Here is a 15,781-nt window from a genome sequence, read left to right as displayed (position 1 = left end):
GTCCGCTTAAAAAGGCTAAAAATGGTGTCCACTTAAATTTAGGTGGACACCATCGCCTTAACCGATGGCATCAGGAAGATGTGTTGCTCGGACGATTACTCTTCAAACGCAATCTCGCTAGAAGCCGAGTATTGATGGCCGCGTATTCCAATCAATCTGCGAACCTTGAACAATCCAGTCGGACGATTTTCGCCTACGGCTTGATCACCTGCCTCACCACCAGTAGCCAGTGCTTCTCTCAGGCATGATGAAATCTCTTGTGCGACGTCAGGAGTGACACTGAGCTTCACGATGTCTAGCTCGATCATGATCCGCGCCGACGGTAGCACTTCGATTGCGCATGTGTATTTCTCGTCAAAATCTAGTCCGCGCCAGCATTCGAACTCTCTACAAAGACGAAAATCAGAAGATGCTTTTGAGGTCGCATGAAGCTTCATGGAAACGCCTTATATATTTGCTCTTGTGAATACAAACGGATGCGTTTCGAGAAACTTGAGATGCTTTCCTAGATTTTTTTGCCGATAGCTAATCGGTACGCTTCTAAGCACTGATTTTCCTGCTTCCAAAGATTAATAAATTTTTCAAAATCATCAAGGAAAGGGCCTGTTTCAACCCGAGTCGATCCGATGCTCGCTTGGAGGAATCGCTCTCGCCACGGTTCCGGAATGCTCCCTTCACGAACAATTTGAACGCCGCTCGAGCTAGGTTCGGTAACGACAAGGTCGCGAAGATCCTCTACTTTCGCTACATCTCTCAGCAATCTGTCGGCTTCATCCTGGCGTGCGATTTCGTCGAGCATAGACACGACTGGAGTGGCCTTGGGATCGCCTGGCAGAAGATCAGATAGCGCCCACAAAGCTTTCCTCCTGATCTTCTCTCGCTCACGCAGATTCTGATCAACAGCACCGCTAGACATTAGGTTCTCCTCCTTAATGCGGACACCTGACCTCTTTTTAAGGTCGCGGGCTTCGTGGCTGAGCTATTTCAGTGTGACCGCCGGCCAAATCCGCCTGCGCCGGAGAGTTGCTCTTCCACGAACTCGATTGACGAGCTCAGCTCGTGCTGTATTTCTTCAAAGACTGAGTCTAGCTCGGGATGAGCACCTGACTTTCTAAGCTCCCCTACTAACCGAGAAAGCTCCCTCCCCTTGGCCATCGGCATTTGAACATTGCAGTACACCGTGTCTTTGTCATCACGACTCATAAGTCCTCCAAACTAGGAAGCTGAAGCCCTGATGTTGGTATGTACCGGTACTGCAATCAAGCCTCGTTGGGAGCGCTATGTCTTACGATCCGAATGCAGCAGTGGATCGGCGATTGATTGACATTAGTTTTGGTGCGCGCCCCTGCCGGGGACGGCTGTCGTAAACCAAGCCCCCCGCCAGGGCGGCGTCTTGGCCCGTAGGGCTTCCATTCTCGCGCCTCGGCCTCTCGGCCTGCGCGCTCCGCTTGCCACCACACTCCCAGCTGATTTTTGGTGTCACGGCCCCGAAGAATTTGATACTTCTCTTAGCCTATCTTTGATAAAACTTGCTCTGTTTTCAACTCAACCTCTGAGGAGTCGCAAATGGATGAAACTCATTGGGTAAAAGAGAGGACTTACCAATCCGCTCGGGATCCTGAGCGGGTGCTGATCGAAGAGCGAGCAAAGGCGCTATCAGCGGCCGGCTACCCGCTGCCTGAGGATGACTCAGCGATGTACGCTGAGCAAAGACTGCGAGACGCTAGAGAGGCGGCGCGAAAATCCCAACCTAGTCTGGTGAGTGAAGCCACTCCAATCCCCATACCGTGATTGGCTTCACATGGCTAAAATGGCTCATACAGCGTAACCACGCTAAAAGGGACTGGCTAATCAGGAACGTGTTTATGACGCTCAAAATTGCTTTTGCTGCCGTGCTAAAAGCGATGCGCGCGGGCAAAGGATTGACCCAGAAAAATCTTGCGGAAGTCAGCAGTCGAACATACGTTTCGAAACTAGAGCGCGCCCAGTCAAGCCCCACGCTGGAGATGATAATGGCTTTGAGCGGCCCGCTCAGAGTAAGTCCTATGACCCTGGTCGCCATTACTCTGTGCGCTGAGTCGGGAGAGTCCGTTGACGCTTTGCTGCGTCGCACCCAAGAGGAATTGGCGAGCCTAGGCCATGAGGGAGTTCTCAAAAATCTGGCGATTTCGTCGTGTGACGAGTTGCCAGCGCGACCTCGCTCTCGAAAGCCCCAAAGTCATCGCTCAGTGACGAACTCCCAGCAAGTTGAATTTTGTTTCGCTGAATAGACGCTTTTCATTGCCATCTAATCAGACGGCAGACACGGCTGCGGTCGTGGCCTACTTTGGAAAATCCAAGAGGTCGAGTAATGCGTAATTTCGATCTTGACCTTAGTAGGGTTACCTACGAGCACTTCATCACCGGCAAGGCAGCCATAAATTTCCCGAGGCCTCACATCACTTCGGGTGGATGGCACTACCTAGCATATTGGAACAGCGAGGTCGGTGAGGCGAAGGTGTCGCTTGCTGGTATCCACTACCCCGACACGGCATTTTGCTTTGGTGACACGGGCATCTTGAACGCCACCGATGAACTAGAGCGGAGGGGGTGGAAGACCGATCACCAGATCTATATGGCCGATCACTTCCGCGCGACCGGAGATATGGTTCTCAAGTGGGGGCTAGGCCGTTCAGAGTTTTGCAACGTCGAGCTGTCAGAATGGTTTCCGGACGATCATGATTTAGATGCCATGGTCGGAATGCTCAAAGGTGCCATCAACAAACTGGAAAACGTTCAAGGTGATCGTCTCAGTCGATGGCTTGGTTCGCAGCTCCTGTAAGATGGTAGGAGCTTTGTCTATTTGTTTAGGGACAAGGCATCACCCTTCACTCCTCCGCCCGTTAGCTCGTCAGGTCGCCATGATCAATAAACAACTGCAGCAGATTCTTCCCCAGGTGATCGAAGTTGTGGAGCGGGCGGGTTTGTTATTGGCAGAGGAATGTGTACGTCCGGAAGGCCGTAGGGGTTACGGTGATAAAGCTGAAATCGACGTCGAAATTGAGGTATTTCTCCGTGAGAAGTTGCTAAAAATTTTGCAATGCGATTGGTGGGGTGAAGAGACCGGCCACGTACTTTCCGGCAACTCCTTCTGCTGGGTAGTTGACCCGAATGACGGTACAAGTGATTTTCTGAAGGGACTGTCGGGCTCGGCTGTCTCGGTAGGACTACTTCATGACCTTCAACCTGTCTTGGGTGTGGTGCATGCGCCATTAACTCCGGATGGGAAGGCAGATAGCATCAGCTGGGCCGCAGGTATGGATCACTTGGTTAGGAATGGAGCCCCGATCTATGTCGACCTTTCGAAACAGGTGCTTTCGAAGGAGTGCATGGTGATGGTGAGCGCTGCTGCTGGCAACAAATCGCAGACCAATCGCGAGCTCTGTGCGCCGGCAGGTTTTTACCCCATGCCATCGATTGCGTACAGACTGGCTAAGGTCGCTGCTGGGGATGGAGTTTGCGGACTGTCTCTATATCCGGTGTCAGCCCATGACGTAGTCGCGGGGCACGCATTGCTGATTGGTGCCAAAGGCGTTTTGGTCGACGAATACGGTGATCCCATTCAATACCGTACTGAGGTAGAAATGCTGAAGGTTTGCCAACGATGCTTCGGGGGTGCGCCCAATGTTTGCTCGGAACTAGCGAGTCGCGACTGGGCTAAAGTCTTTGAGACGTCGGCGAACTAAGTCGCTTTGAAAAGCGGGATCATCACTTACACATTGGAGATGGCACATGGCCGGTTTTTTTCGACAAAAATTGATGTCTTTTGGAATCAAAAAGTAGCCGCGACTGACGTCGCAAAGGTGCGATCAGCATACACAACACTGGCTTCGCCGCCCTCCATCAAGCATTCCAACGCAGAGAAACCGGAAATCAGAAGCCAAAAGATGAAAAGCACAAGGAGCGCAAACCCATAGAGCAACATCAAGGCAATCGGGTCGATTGCCCCACAGCTCAAGGCAGGCCGAAAAAAAGGGGGATTTTTGGAGAACGTCGCTTTTTGTTTGTTTTCAAATATAAGGCCTCCGGTTTGAAATTTTACTTTCAAGGGGGCGGGGAAAATATATTTTCGGTTTGTGTGGCGAAAGCGTCTTGAAGAACCATTTTGTGAAGTCTAGAGCAGTAAATCAGGCGCCGAAAAGCCGCTGAAGCAGCTGCTCCGCCTGCGTTCCACTGTACCTTGCCTTCAGCTCATCAAGCTTGGCACCTCTGCGCTCGCCAGTAAGTAAGCTAAGCCCGTGCAACGCGTTAATGAGCTTCTCAGATTCAGCGTCCTCATCTCTCATGATGATCCACGATGAGTTTGCATGCTTGGCCAACGCTTCAGCCTTTCGGCTAAGGCTCTGCGACTCAATCAATCTGTTGCCATTCACTTCTGTCTTGAGCTGACTGATGACATTCTCGAGCTCTTGCAGCTGCTCTGAAATGCTCTCCGCGCTATCAAGCGACACAGGACGCCCATCAACATAGATAGCGTCTTCTTGGACACAGTAGATTGCCAAAGGGCCGTCCCCTCCTCCCGTGCAGTCAAGCGCGAGAAAATTCCCCAATCTCAGCGGTTTCGGAATCCACGTATGTCCCGAGCAAACTCTCCAGATGCCTGGAACGCCGTCACGATAATGCTTGATGATCCGTTCCCTGCCCCACAGCGCGATCTCTTCGATCTGAGTATTGTCTAGGCTCCCAACGAACTCTTGCCAAGAAATCCCTGCCGGCACGTCGGCGTGAACGACACCGACCAGGCCACGTGCGGACTGAATTTCTATGGCGGTGGGAAGCTGTTCCAGCTTCTCGATCACCATTCCTTTCGACTCATCGGCGATCGTTGCCCACCATCCCGCGCCGTGGGAGCTGTAACGTGCTTGTGGGTTTTCACGGTAAGCGTTTATCAGCATCTGCTCGTGATTGCCTTGGACACAAAAGAACCAAGGTTCGCCGAGCAGCTTTAGGCCATCCAGCATCCCGGGCCCACGGTCGATCAGATCACCGACAGCGATGACCCGATCAATCGCACTGTCAAAGCCGAGCGCACGAAGCCCCTTGTGGAGCTCGGTGGTTTTGAAGTGGATATCACCGACTACAAAGTCACGACCAAGGTAGTTTTTGGGGAGGCGTAAAAGCGCCTGCTTCATTTTGGATCGGTACTCCGGAGTGTTTGCCGATGGGTCGATTTATTAGCTTAATTGTACTCCCTCGTCAGCAGAATGAGCGCCGCTAACCTACCCTCCCACCACTTTTCGAGCTGCTGGCGGCGATGGCTTGATGGCTATGTGATACTATTGAAATTGATAGTTTTCCTCGGATCATCAGTTGTTGCAGGTAGTAAAGCTGGTACAGGTTTCAATCAATCAAAACATCACTCCATACAACGACGGAACGTTTCGATGTCCTTTCTCGTGCCAATCTTACTCGCGCTCCTGACCTATCCTTTTCTGCAAAGCCGCCTTTGCAAAGGACAATACAGTTTTGCGAAAACCTATTTCGGATGGGGGCTACTGGGGACAGTTGCACTGTCGATCTGCATTTTCTGGCTGCTTGGCCCGATCTTCTTTCAACAGGATCATGGCAGAGGTGATAGGGCAATTTCGGTCACCTTCAGGATTTAGAGTTTCGCTACTACTCTCTACATGATAGGGGTCTGCATGGGTCTCAATCACATCCGAAAAAGAGACGATCGACCGCTTTTTAACCTCTACATCATCATGCTCATCGTCTGCGCTGCTTTATGTTTTCTATCCAGCTTAGCGGCAGCGCCCGTTTACTGGTGTATTTACGGAGTGACGGCCTTCATCGCATACAAAATTCGGACAAACCAAAATTCTGGGGCATCGCCCAAATCTCGGAATGACTGAAGGAAGCGCAAGCGAGAAACCCACGTGACGTTCCGTTTGCACGCTAATTCATCGAATGCCTTTGGGGCAGCTTTATACAGGTAAGGGCAACTTGATTAAGCACGCGTCTGAATTCAAGGAAATATCAGGCCTGCACAGACAGACTTTCGAAGGAGCAACAATGACGCAGCAGCATTCAACGGCCTGGATGGTCGAAACAGCCTATCGCTACTTGAAGGCCGCTCAACATATGCAAAGAGGCTTTGACATGGTCGATGTGGCGCAGATAAACGCTGCCATCGGTATAGAAATCATCCTGAAAAGCTTTTGCTCCAAGCCCAGTGGAAACCTTGGCCAGATTAACGAAACCTACGAATTGGACAATGCGGCCCTCAAGACCGCACATGGTCATTTGCAAAACCTTAACAAGGTTCCAAGTGACCGCAAAAATCCTGACAAGCATGACCTGTTGACCTTGTTTCATTCGGTACCTGCTCAAATTCGGCAGCAGCTTCGCATTGATCAGTATGAGGGCGTAATCGAGACATACCGGCACATCTTCACTGCCGCGCGGTACCCATATGAGCGAAACGCCCAAAAAATGGTCGACGACGTCTTAATTGAAGTTCTCGACGAATTGGTCACACGGGTTAACGCTTGGTATGGGGACTTGGGGTGGCAAAATAACTACCTCTATTACGATGGAGCGCACCCAGAACTAGCGGATTGGGAGAGCGCCGGCGAAATAGAGCTAAGCTACGGAGACCTTTCAAAAGGGTATTAACCTGGAATTACACTAAAGTCAGTCAACCCTGTCAGATTGGTGGCCTGAGCCATGACTTCGTCGCGTTTGATCAGCCCGATGAAGCGCCAGCCCAGGCTTTCAGAACTGACCACATTGACCATGTAGGGCACGCCATCGATCTCAACCTGGGTCACGCCATCGCCACTCTTTGCCAGCTCGGTATAGCCGGGGCCCAGATCGGCTAGGGGCTTGAAACTATTTTTGGCATTCGCCGGATCGACCAGAACGTTGCCGTTGGCTTCGACCATCATCAGGTACCCGCTGTCGCCCAGCTTGATGGTTTTAACCAGTTCAGTCAGTTGCTTGAGCGAGACGTCCACGCCGACGACACCCACAGGGTTGCCGCTGGGGTCGGCGAAAGCGCGAACCGTGCTGACCAGCACCATGTCATCCGGTGCCCAATAGTAAGCGCTCGTGCGCACGGTTGAGCCTGGCGCGGCCGCCACGGCGGTCTTGTACCAAGGACGTACTCGGGGGTCGTAGCTGGCCATTTTCGGGTCGTCGGGCCAACCGGCAAAGCCGCCGTCTTTGAGCCCCAGGGAAATAGACGCAGTGGTCGGATGGGTCTCGGCAAATCTATCGAAAATAGCCTGGAGTCGCTGATCCGCTTCGGTCACAGGCGTTTGCTCAGCATTGGCCGCGGTATAGTTTTTCAATCCCTTGACGGTGGCGATTCGAGGATCCTTGGCCAGGTATTCGACGTTTTGGCGGATGCTTTCAAAGAACTGCTTCATACCGTTATCGATCTGGCGAATTTCACGACCGCTGCTATCCAGGAAATTGGCCTGTGCCGCGCTCCGCAAGTTCAATACGACAAGCACCGCAACCAGAATCACCGGAAGGCAGGCGATGGCGGCAAATTCAATGGCACACAGGTGTCTACCGCATACGCATTGCGTGGTTTGTTCGAGGGCGAAGATCTGTTCGCTGGCGCACTGGTCATTGGTGGTTTGACAGTTGAAGCAGTCTTGGGCTCGCGCTCGCCGTTCGACGCTCGCATCCATGCCGCTCGTGGACAAAAAAGCCAGATCGACACCGCTAGCGCTTACCGTGACTTGCTGGGCGAACGCAGTGAAGTTTCTGATTCGCACCAGAACTGCGGCAAGGTTCAGGATCCGTACTCCCTGCGTTGCCAGCCGCAAGTCATGGGAGCGTGTCTGACCCAGTTCCGTCAAACCGCCGAAGTGTTAGTCGTCGAAGCTAACGCCGTCTCCGACAACCAGTCCGACGGAGATGGGCGAGAAAGTTCATGCACTGCTGCTCAGCTCAGAAACGTCCGGGAGCAAAGGGTGCCGGATCGACCACAGGCGCCTCGCCCATCATCACTTCTGCGAGCAGTCGACCGCTGACCGGGCCTAGCGTAAATCCTTGATGGGCGTGGCCGAAATTGAACCAGAGCCCTTTATGCAAGGGCGCCGCGCCGATCACCGGCTTCATGTCTACAGTGCAGGGTCTGGCGCCGCTCCAAGGCGTGCGCTCCACCTGGGGGCCTAAGGCTAATACCTGCCGTGCGGCCCGCTCGGCCTTGCCCAGTTGCACCGGTGTTGGAGGTGCACTCAAGCTGGCGAATTCCGCCCCCGTTGACAGGCGAATACCGCGCTTCATCGGCGCCAGCATGTAGCCTTGTTCGGTATCCAGCACCGGGCGGCTCAATGTCGCGCCATCGGCAAAGTGAGCGTGGTAACCACGCTTAACGAACAACGGAATGCGGTAGCCCAACTCGCCAAGCAGTTCGTGAGCCCAAGGGCCCAACGCCACGACCACCTGCGACGCGCCGACTGATCCAGAATCGGTGTCTACGCTCCAACCGGCTCCCGACTGACGCAACGATCGCGCATCGCCACGCAAAATATCCCCACCTTCACGAACGAACAGATCGGCATAACGCTGCACCAACTCACCCGGCTCAATGCACGTCCAGGGTTGCAGCCAATGAATGCCCCCCACCAATGCATCGCTCAACGCTGGTTCCGCCGTTCTGAGCGCGACACCGTCCAGATGCTCAGACAACACGCCGTGTGCACTCACGCGTACCGCGCGCTCCACCGCCTCATCGAATTGCTGTGGGCTACGAAAAGCCTGGATCCACCCTTTGCGCACGATCAGGTTTTGCGAACCGCTTTGATCAATCAACTCCGAATGCTCGCTGATCGAGTGCTCAATCAGCGTGCGAAAGGCATCTGCAATGGCCTGGTAATGCCTAGGCGCGGAGTTGGCCCAATACCTGACCAAGGCAGGCACGTATTCAGGCATCGCGCGCAAATGGTAATTGACGCCAATGTCACGCTTGGCTGCCACGTTTATCAGGCTGGCAAGATCCCTCGGGAACGCATAAGGCTCAATGGCCTCACGCTGAATGATGCCTGCGTTGCCGAACGACGTTTCACGCCCCGGCAAACCTTTGTCCACCAGCGTCACCGCGCAGCCACGGCGTTGCAAATGCAACGCCGTGCATACGCCGACAATGCCGGCACCCAGTACCACCACTTGTTTTTCGTTCACGCTGCCTCCGAATCAAGCACGCTGTTGCGCGATGACACTGATCTCGACCAATGCATCGACCACAAGGCCGGCGCAGACGGTCGCGCGCACTGGCAGGTTGGCCGTGAAGAATGATGCATAAGCCCGATTGAATTCGGCGAAATTACTCCGGTCGGTCAGGTACACGGTAACGCTGACAACATCGTCCAGCGACAGCGATTCGGCTTCCAGCGTCTGGGCAATACGCATCAAGGTCAAACGTGTTTGCGCTTCGATACCTTCAGGAAAGCTACCGTCCTCACCAAAAGGCAATTCGCCAGACAAAAAAACCAGGCCCTGGCTGTGGCGGACTTTGGAAAAGGGCAGATTACTAACGGTCATGGCAGTTCTCTCTTGGGTAATTCAAGGAGGCGCCCATCAACGAGCACCGGTTGTGAATCATCGATTCGACTTCAGCGGTTTTTACGGTAGGCCATTGAGTCATGCATACGCTTGAGCACGTGTTCCCCCTCGCGGACACCGGACACATAGATCAGGAGCGAACAGCGGCTTGAGATCATGTCGACTCGTTGCTTAATAGGTTCAGGAGGGGTGAAACATGTGTTTTAGCCTGAAACACCAATCATGTATATACAAGATTAAGCATTTATCATGCCGCTCGATCAAAAAATGCGCCATAAGCCTAAGGTAGAGCGACTTACCCTCCTCTCGCGATTAGAACGCTTTAGGTGCCCCGACACTAAAGGTTTCGTTTTTTCCCACCAGGCATCATGGGTAACACTCCAAGCGCAACCAGCGGTTACATAAGGCTAAAAAGTAGCGATCATCAGCCTGGTCAACTTCGCTAGAAACAAGCCTGAACTGCGGAATCAAAAGCAGCTCAGACATATTGGCCTGCATCTTGCCTTACCGGTATATACAGGCACATACAGATGTCTGCTGCGTGATCATCCTGCTCCCCAAGGATGTTACTCATGAATGTACTGATACCGCTCAGCCCCATTCAACGACCAGCCGTACGAGATCAGCCATAACGCCGAATAGCCGCGTCTGCAGCAACTCTTGCAGAACTGCCTAGATCGTAATGCCTACCAGCAAGACACTAATGAGGTTAACCCTGTATGAATGCCAATGACTTGAACCTGCTTGCCCGCGCAGAAGTGCGCGAATTGGCCAGTTACAACGCCGGCCTCGCCTCGGATGCTGTGCGCAAGCGTTTCGGCCTGACTCGCGTCGCCAAACTAGGCAGCAACGAAAACCCGATGGGCACAGCACCCGCCGTTAGCGCCGCAACGGCTCGAGCTTGCAGCGAAATTGCGCTATACCCCGATGCTGGCTGCCAGGCATTACGCTCTGCACTCTCGAAAAAGCTCGACGTACCCGAGAATCAATTGGTGTTCGGCAACGGCTCGGAAGATTTGCTGAGCGTCATCAGCCGCGTGTTTTTAGACCACGATGACGAAGTAGTTACCGTGGTGCCATCTTTCGGGTTGCACTTCATATACCCAATGGCAGCCGGTGCCCGGGTGGTAGGTGTTCCCATGACCGACAGAGGCACCTTCGATGTAGCGGCAATGATCGCTGCACTCACCCCCCACACCCATGTGCTGATGTTTTCATGCCCGTCAAATCCGGTCGGCTGCACCTTAAGCGCCGACGAGTTGCAGCAACTGCTCGACGCATTGCCCTCGAAGTGTCTGCTGGTGTTTGATGAGGCCTATTACGAATACGCGCAGTGGGAGGCCGAGTACCCAGATTGCCTCGGTTTGATTCAGGCCAGCGGCAAACCGTTTATCCTGCTGCGGACTTTCTCCAAGGCTTATTCCCTGGCAGGTTTGCGCATCGGCTACGGTATCGTCAGCGATCCACTGCTGGCAGATCTGATTAACCGCCTGCGCACCCCGTTCAACGTCAACAGCGTGGCACAAGCTGCAGCGATTGCGGCACTGGCAGATGATGGTCATCTAAACGCCTGCCTATCCCATGTCGCCAGCGAACGCCAGCGGCTGGAAGTAGCGCTGCACGAGCAAGGCATTACGACCGCACCGTCCTTGGCCAACTTCCTGTTTTTTAGCACGCCTTATCCGGCCGAAGTAATCAACCAAGCACTGCTGCGTGAAGGGGTTATCATAAAACCGTGGCGCGAAGTTGGATACACTGAGTACTTGCGCGTCTCTGTCGGAAGCTGTGAGGATAACGACCTTTTCCTCCAAGCACTGGCAAGCGTCCTTGCCGCACTTGAAACACGGACTGACTAATGATCAAAAATGCACCACAAGCGCTCTACCGGCGTGCAAAGGATTATGTGCAAGACCAACTTCGCGCGGGCGTTTGGAAACCTGGTGACCTGATTTCTTCAGAAAACCAACTGGTGCAAGAACTGGGCATTTCGCGCATGACCGTCAACCGGGCCTTACGCGAACTGACCGAAGAAGGTCATCTGGTCAGGATTTCAGGCGTTGGCACGTTCGTAGCCGAAAGCAAACCGCAATCAAACTTGCTGCGTATCACGAACATTGCCGACGAAATCCTCGCCAGAGGTCACAGTTACACCTGCCGTGTGCTGCACTTGGGGCGCGAATCGGCCTCAATGCCGGTGGCCTCCGCATTGGGCCTGACCACCGGTTCTTCAGTTTTTCATCTAGTCTGTGTTCACAGCGAAGAAGGCGTGCCCGTGCAACTCGAGGATCGTTACGTCAATCCCGAGCTGGTGCCAGAATTTCTGAAGCAAGACTTCGGGGAGCACTTGCAACCCGCCAAATACCTGTTGCGCGTCGTCAAACCCGATGAAATGGAGCATATCGTCGAAGCCTGTCACCCAAGCATTGACGAAAGCAAACATATGCAGATCGACGCCAACGAACCTTGCTTAGCACTTATCCGCCGCACTTGGAGCCAAAGCAAAATTGTGACTTACGTGCGCTTGGTTCACCCCTCCTCACGCTATCGACTCGGCAGTCGCCTGCCGGTAAACGGGGCGCATAGAGACAGTTGATGCCTGAAGGCATCTGATGAACTGTTCCATCATAAACCGGGATCGAAATGCCATTGCTGCTTCTACTTTCCGGACAACCTCTTGACGCAGAATTTCACCAGTGAGTTTCCTGCACTACAAAAGTGAAAAAGCTCCACAGCTACGACAACTGCCTGTCGCCGATAGCTGTAGAGCAAAAAAACTGCATAAACACTGTAGCTCTCGTGCGGGATGACTCGAGCAATTCAGCTTGCTCACACAGGAGCCAAACGCCCCTTCCCCCCGATTACAAGCTAGGCAGCAACTTTGGCAACACCAGTTCGTTCAAGCACCGGGAAGCCAACAGCTCGCTTGCTGCGTTGATATCCGGCGCAAAGAAGCGATCTTTGTCGTAGTAAGCCACTTTGCTGCGCAGGCTGGTGCGGGCAAGCTCCAGCTTCGTCGAGGTCTTCAAGCCTTCGCGCAAGTCAAGGCCCTGACACGCAGCGAGCCACTCAACAGCGAGGACGCCGCGAGTGTTTTCAGCCATTTCCCATAAACGCTTGCCCGCTGCAGGAGCCATTGACACGTGATCCTCCTGATTCGCGGAAGTTGGCAGGCTATCCACCGAATGTGGATGCGCAAGTGCCTTGTTCTCACTGGCCAGCGCCGCTGCGGTAACTTGGGAAATCATGAAGCCGGAGTTCACACCGCCGTTGGCCACCAGGAATGGCGGCAATTGCGACATGTGCTTGTCCATCATCAGGGAAATACGCCGTTCGCTTAGCGAGCCGATTTCCGCTATCGCCAATGCCATGTTGTCAGCAGCCATGGCCACAGGCTCGGCGTGGAAGTTGCCACCGGAGATCACATCGCCTTCGACAGCGAAGACCAATGGGTTATCGGAGACGGCATTAGCTTCGACGACCAATACCTCCGCAGCTTGACGGAACTGGGTCAGGCAAGCGCCCATGACTTGCGGCTGGCAACGCAGGGAGTACGGATCCTGAACCTTGCCGCAGTTCTGGTGGGAGTCGGAGACTTCACTGCGCTCGCCGAGCAAGTCTCGGTAGGCGGTAGCACTGTCGATCTGGCCTTTCTGGCCACGCGCGGCGTGGATGCGTGCGTCGAACGGCGAGCGCGACCCCAGAACCGCTTCAACAGTCAGAGCACCGATCGCCAGTGCGCCAGCGAACAGATCTTCGCCCTCGAACAAACCACGCAGTGCATAAGCGGTGGATACCTGCGTGCCGTTGAGCAACGCCAGCCCTTCCTTGGCAGCCAGTGTCAGTGGCGTCAGGCCGGCGACTTTCAGCGCCTCGGTTGCTTCCAGCCATTCGCCCTTGTAACGAGCCTTGCCTTCACCCAACAGCACCAGCGACATGTGGGCCAAGGGTGCGAGGTCGCCGGATGCACCGACCGAACCTTTCAACGGAATGTGCGGATAAACCTCGGCGTTGATCAAAGCGATCAGTGCTTCGATGACGGTGCGGCGGATGCCGGAGAAACCACGGCTCAAGCTATTGACCTTGAGCACCATGACCAGCCTGACCAGCGCGTCACTGATCGGTTCGCCAACACCGGCAGCGTGGGACAGAACCAGTGAGCGCTGGAGGTTCTCCAGGTCTTCGGTAGCGATGCGGGTCGAGGCCAGCAGGCCGAAACCGGTATTGATCCCATAGGCGGTGCGGTTCTCGGCGAGGATTTGTTCCACGCAAGCAACGCTGGCTTCAATCTGGGCCGAAGCACTGTCATCGAGGGAGATGTTGATCGGATGCTGGTAGACGTCGCGCAGTTGGGCAAGGCTCAGTTGGCCAGGGATGATGTTGAGTGTGTTCATGCTTTTGCTCCTTTAACAGAGGTGATCATTGGCAGGTTCAAGCCTTGTTCTTTGGCACAATCTATTGCGATCTGGTAACCCGCGTCGGCGTGACGCATCACGCCGGTCGCCGGGTCGTTGTGCAGCACGCGTGCAATGCGCTCAGCCGCTTCGTCGGTACCGTCGCAGACAATCACCATGCCCGAGTGCTGAGAGAAGCCCATGCCGACGCCGCCGCCGTGGTGCAGGGAAACCCAGGTCGCGCCGCTCGCGGTGTTCAGCAGTGCGTTGAGCAGTGGCCAGTCGGACACGGCGTCGGAACCGTCCTGCATTGATTCGGTTTCGCGGTTTGGGCTGGCCACGGAACCGGAGTCCAAATGGTCGCGACCGATGACGATCGGCGCCGACAACTCACCGCTACGCACCATTTCGTTGAATGCCAGGCCCAGCTTGGCGCGCAGACCCAGCCCTACCCAACAGATTCGTGCCGGCATGCCCTGGAAGCTGATGCGCTCGCGCGCCATGTCCAGCCAGTTATGCAGGTGCGCGTCGTCCGGGATCAGCTCTTTGACCTTGGCGTCAGTTTTGTAGATGTCTTCAGCGTTACCCGACAGCGCAGCCCAGCGGAACGGGCCGATGCCACGGCAGAACAGCGGACGGATGTAGGCCGGTACGAAGCCCGGGAAGTCGAATGCGTTTTCCACGCCTTCTTCCTGAGCCATCTGACGGATGTTGTTGCCGTAGTCGAAAGTTGGAATGCCCATTTTCTGGAATTCAAGCATCGCTTTGACGTGTACGGCCATCGATTGCTTGGCGGCTTTCACTACAGCGGTAGGCTCGGTTTTGGCGCGAGCGCGATACTCTTCCCAAGTCCATCCGGCCGGGAGGTAACCGTTTAGTGGGTCGTGGGCGCTGGTCTGGTCGGTGACCATGTCCGGGCGTACGCCGCGCTTGACCAGTTCAGGCAGGATTTCCGCCGCGTTACCCAGCAGGGCGATGGAGATAGCCTTGCCTTCTTTGGTGTATTTGGCGATGCGGGCCAGTGCGTCATCGAGGTCTGTGGCTTGCTCGTCGACGTAACGGCTGTTCAGGCGGAAATCGATACTGACTTGCTGGCATTCGATATTCAGCGAGCAGGCGCCGGCCAGGGTTGCCGCCAGTGGCTGGGCGCCACCCATACCGCCGAGGCCTGCGGTCAGCACCCAACGACCCTTCAGATTATCGTTGTAATGCTGGCGACCGGCTTCTACGAAGGTTTCGTAGGTGCCCTGGACGATGCCCTGACTGCCGATGTAGATCCAGCTGCCGGCGGTCATCTGGCCATACATGGCCAGGCCTTTGGCGTCGAGTTCGTTGAAGTGTTCCCAAGTGGCCCAGTGCGGCACTAGGTTGGAGTTGGCGATCAGCACGCGCGGGGCGCTGCTGTGGGTCTTGAACACGCCGACCGGCTTGCCGGATTGCACCAGCAGGGTCTCGTCGTCGTTTAGATTGGTAAGGCTTTCGACGATCTTGTCGTAGCATTCCCAATTACGCGCCGCACGACCGATGCCACCATACACCACCAGTTCTTTTGGGTTCTCGGCCACTTCCGGGTCGAGGTTGTTCATTAACATGCGCAGTGGAGCTTCGGTCAGCCAGCTTTTGGCGGTCAGCGTGTTACCACGCGCGGCGCGGATTTCGACATTACGGAAATGGGATGGCTTGCTCACCGGTAATCCTCTCGAAATGACTTTCTCAGCCTATTTATTGGTTTAACGCTACAGGTCACGCATAAATATAATCATGTATATACAACCATAATCAAGCGAATTTTACTCGAGCATGGTCACTGACGAAGGGCAAGGTAATTTGGA

14 protein-coding genes and 2 pseudogenes are annotated in these 15,781 nt (G+C 54.6%); 8 read left to right on the top strand and 8 right to left on the bottom strand.

Annotation, left to right across the window (positions count from 1 at the left end; genetic code table 11):
* The coding region (locus PspCFBP13509_RS31585; RefSeq protein WP_206752356.1) for a hypothetical protein at nucleotides 1–248 on the top strand (248 nt) is incomplete at its 5' end.
* Between the two features lie 257 nt (nucleotides 249–505).
* Here PspCFBP13509_RS31585 and PspCFBP13509_RS09695 read toward each other — a convergent pair.
* Together PspCFBP13509_RS09695 and PspCFBP13509_RS31720 are read right to left on the bottom strand one after the other, a co-directional pair.
* Nucleotides 506–916 (bottom strand): hypothetical protein, encoded by a 411-nt coding sequence (locus PspCFBP13509_RS09695; RefSeq protein ID WP_137201202.1) that lies wholly within the window; start codon nucleotides 914–916, stop codon nucleotides 506–508.
* A gap of 68 nt (nucleotides 917–984) precedes the next feature.
* Nucleotides 985–1,203, bottom strand: coding sequence for a hypothetical protein (locus PspCFBP13509_RS31720; RefSeq protein WP_137201201.1), 219 nt, complete (start codon nucleotides 1,201–1,203; stop codon nucleotides 985–987).
* A 662-nt stretch (nucleotides 1,204–1,865) separates the two neighbouring features.
* On the opposite strand from PspCFBP13509_RS31720, the gene PspCFBP13509_RS09680 reads away from it, so the two are divergent.
* From PspCFBP13509_RS09680 to PspCFBP13509_RS09670, 3 genes are all read left to right on the top strand, one after another.
* Complete coding sequence (locus PspCFBP13509_RS09680) at nucleotides 1,866–2,270, top strand: helix-turn-helix domain-containing protein (RefSeq protein WP_137201200.1); 405 nt, start codon at nucleotides 1,866–1,868, stop codon at nucleotides 2,268–2,270.
* An 80-nt stretch (nucleotides 2,271–2,350) separates the two neighbouring features.
* Nucleotides 2,351–2,821, top strand: coding sequence for a hypothetical protein (locus PspCFBP13509_RS09675; RefSeq protein WP_137201199.1), 471 nt, complete (start codon nucleotides 2,351–2,353; stop codon nucleotides 2,819–2,821).
* A gap of 79 nt (nucleotides 2,822–2,900) precedes the next feature.
* The gene (locus tag PspCFBP13509_RS09670; RefSeq protein WP_137201198.1) at nucleotides 2,901–3,725 is read left to right on the top strand and encodes an inositol monophosphatase family protein; all 825 of its coding nucleotides are present in this window, start codon (nucleotides 2,901–2,903) and stop codon (nucleotides 3,723–3,725) included.
* Nucleotides 3,726–4,166: 441 nt separating this feature from the next.
* Here PspCFBP13509_RS09670 and PspCFBP13509_RS09665 read toward each other — a convergent pair whose 3' ends face one another.
* The gene (locus tag PspCFBP13509_RS09665) at nucleotides 4,167–5,171 is read right to left on the bottom strand and encodes a metallophosphoesterase (RefSeq protein ID WP_137211965.1); all 1,005 of its coding nucleotides are present in this window, start codon (nucleotides 5,169–5,171) and stop codon (nucleotides 4,167–4,169) included.
* Nucleotides 5,172–6,051: 880 nt separating this feature from the next.
* On the opposite strand from PspCFBP13509_RS09665, the gene PspCFBP13509_RS09660 reads away from it, so the two are divergent.
* A complete protein-coding gene (locus PspCFBP13509_RS09660) occupies nucleotides 6,052–6,654 on the top strand; it encodes a hypothetical protein (RefSeq protein ID WP_241669118.1) in 603 nt (200 codons plus the stop codon).
* A gap of 23 nt (nucleotides 6,655–6,677) precedes the next feature.
* Here PspCFBP13509_RS09660 and PspCFBP13509_RS09655 read toward each other — a convergent pair.
* Nucleotides 6,678–7,550 (bottom strand): annotated as a pseudogene (locus tag PspCFBP13509_RS09655) (cache domain-containing protein); the annotation flags it as partial.
* Here PspCFBP13509_RS09655 and PspCFBP13509_RS09650 point away from each other — a divergent pair.
* Nucleotides 7,539–7,895: pseudogene (locus tag PspCFBP13509_RS09650) on the top strand (aromatic amino acid lyase); the annotation flags it as partial. The pseudogenes PspCFBP13509_RS09655 and PspCFBP13509_RS09650 overlap by 12 nt on opposite strands.
* A 46-nt stretch (nucleotides 7,896–7,941) precedes the next feature.
* Here PspCFBP13509_RS09650 and PspCFBP13509_RS09645 read toward each other — a convergent pair.
* Together PspCFBP13509_RS09645 and PspCFBP13509_RS09640 are read right to left on the bottom strand one after the other, a co-directional pair.
* Nucleotides 7,942–9,177, bottom strand: a complete 1,236-nt coding sequence (locus PspCFBP13509_RS09645; RefSeq protein ID WP_137201192.1) for an NAD(P)/FAD-dependent oxidoreductase — start codon at nucleotides 9,175–9,177, stop codon at nucleotides 7,942–7,944.
* Nucleotides 9,178–9,189: 12 nt separating this feature from the next.
* Nucleotides 9,190–9,537: a RidA family protein gene (locus PspCFBP13509_RS09640; protein WP_137201191.1), complete on the bottom strand. Its 348-nt coding sequence runs from the start codon at nucleotides 9,535–9,537 to the stop codon at nucleotides 9,190–9,192.
* Between the two features lie 740 nt (nucleotides 9,538–10,277).
* On the opposite strand from PspCFBP13509_RS09640, the gene hisC reads away from it, so the two are divergent.
* Both hisC and hutC read left to right on the top strand, forming a co-directional pair.
* Nucleotides 10,278–11,414, top strand: a complete 1,137-nt coding sequence (hisC, locus tag PspCFBP13509_RS09635) for a histidinol-phosphate transaminase (protein ID WP_137201190.1) — start codon at nucleotides 10,278–10,280, stop codon at nucleotides 11,412–11,414.
* Entirely contained in the window at nucleotides 11,414–12,151 is a 738-nt protein-coding gene (gene hutC, locus PspCFBP13509_RS09630) for a histidine utilization repressor (protein WP_137201189.1), read from the top strand. The genes hisC and hutC overlap by 1 nt, the downstream gene beginning before the upstream one ends.
* Nucleotides 12,152–12,416: 265 nt before the next feature.
* Here the strand turns inward: hutC and hutH are convergent, their stop codons facing one another.
* Both hutH and hutU read right to left on the bottom strand, forming a co-directional pair.
* The gene (hutH, locus tag PspCFBP13509_RS09625; protein WP_137201188.1) at nucleotides 12,417–13,949 is read right to left on the bottom strand and encodes a histidine ammonia-lyase; all 1,533 of its coding nucleotides are present in this window, start codon (nucleotides 13,947–13,949) and stop codon (nucleotides 12,417–12,419) included.
* Nucleotides 13,946–15,637: a urocanate hydratase gene (hutU, locus tag PspCFBP13509_RS09620; RefSeq protein WP_137201187.1), complete on the bottom strand. Its 1,692-nt coding sequence runs from the start codon at nucleotides 15,635–15,637 to the stop codon at nucleotides 13,946–13,948. The genes hutH and hutU overlap by 4 nt, the downstream gene beginning before the upstream one ends.
* Between the last annotated feature and the right edge of the window lie 144 nt (nucleotides 15,638–15,781).

It is taken from the genome of Pseudomonas sp. CFBP13509, from assembly GCF_005233485.1.
Lineage (GTDB): Bacteria > Pseudomonadota > Gammaproteobacteria > Pseudomonadales > Pseudomonadaceae > Aquipseudomonas > Aquipseudomonas marginalis.
Note: the sequence above shows the minus strand (reverse complement) of the source record. Positions and strands in the feature narration are given on the sequence as shown.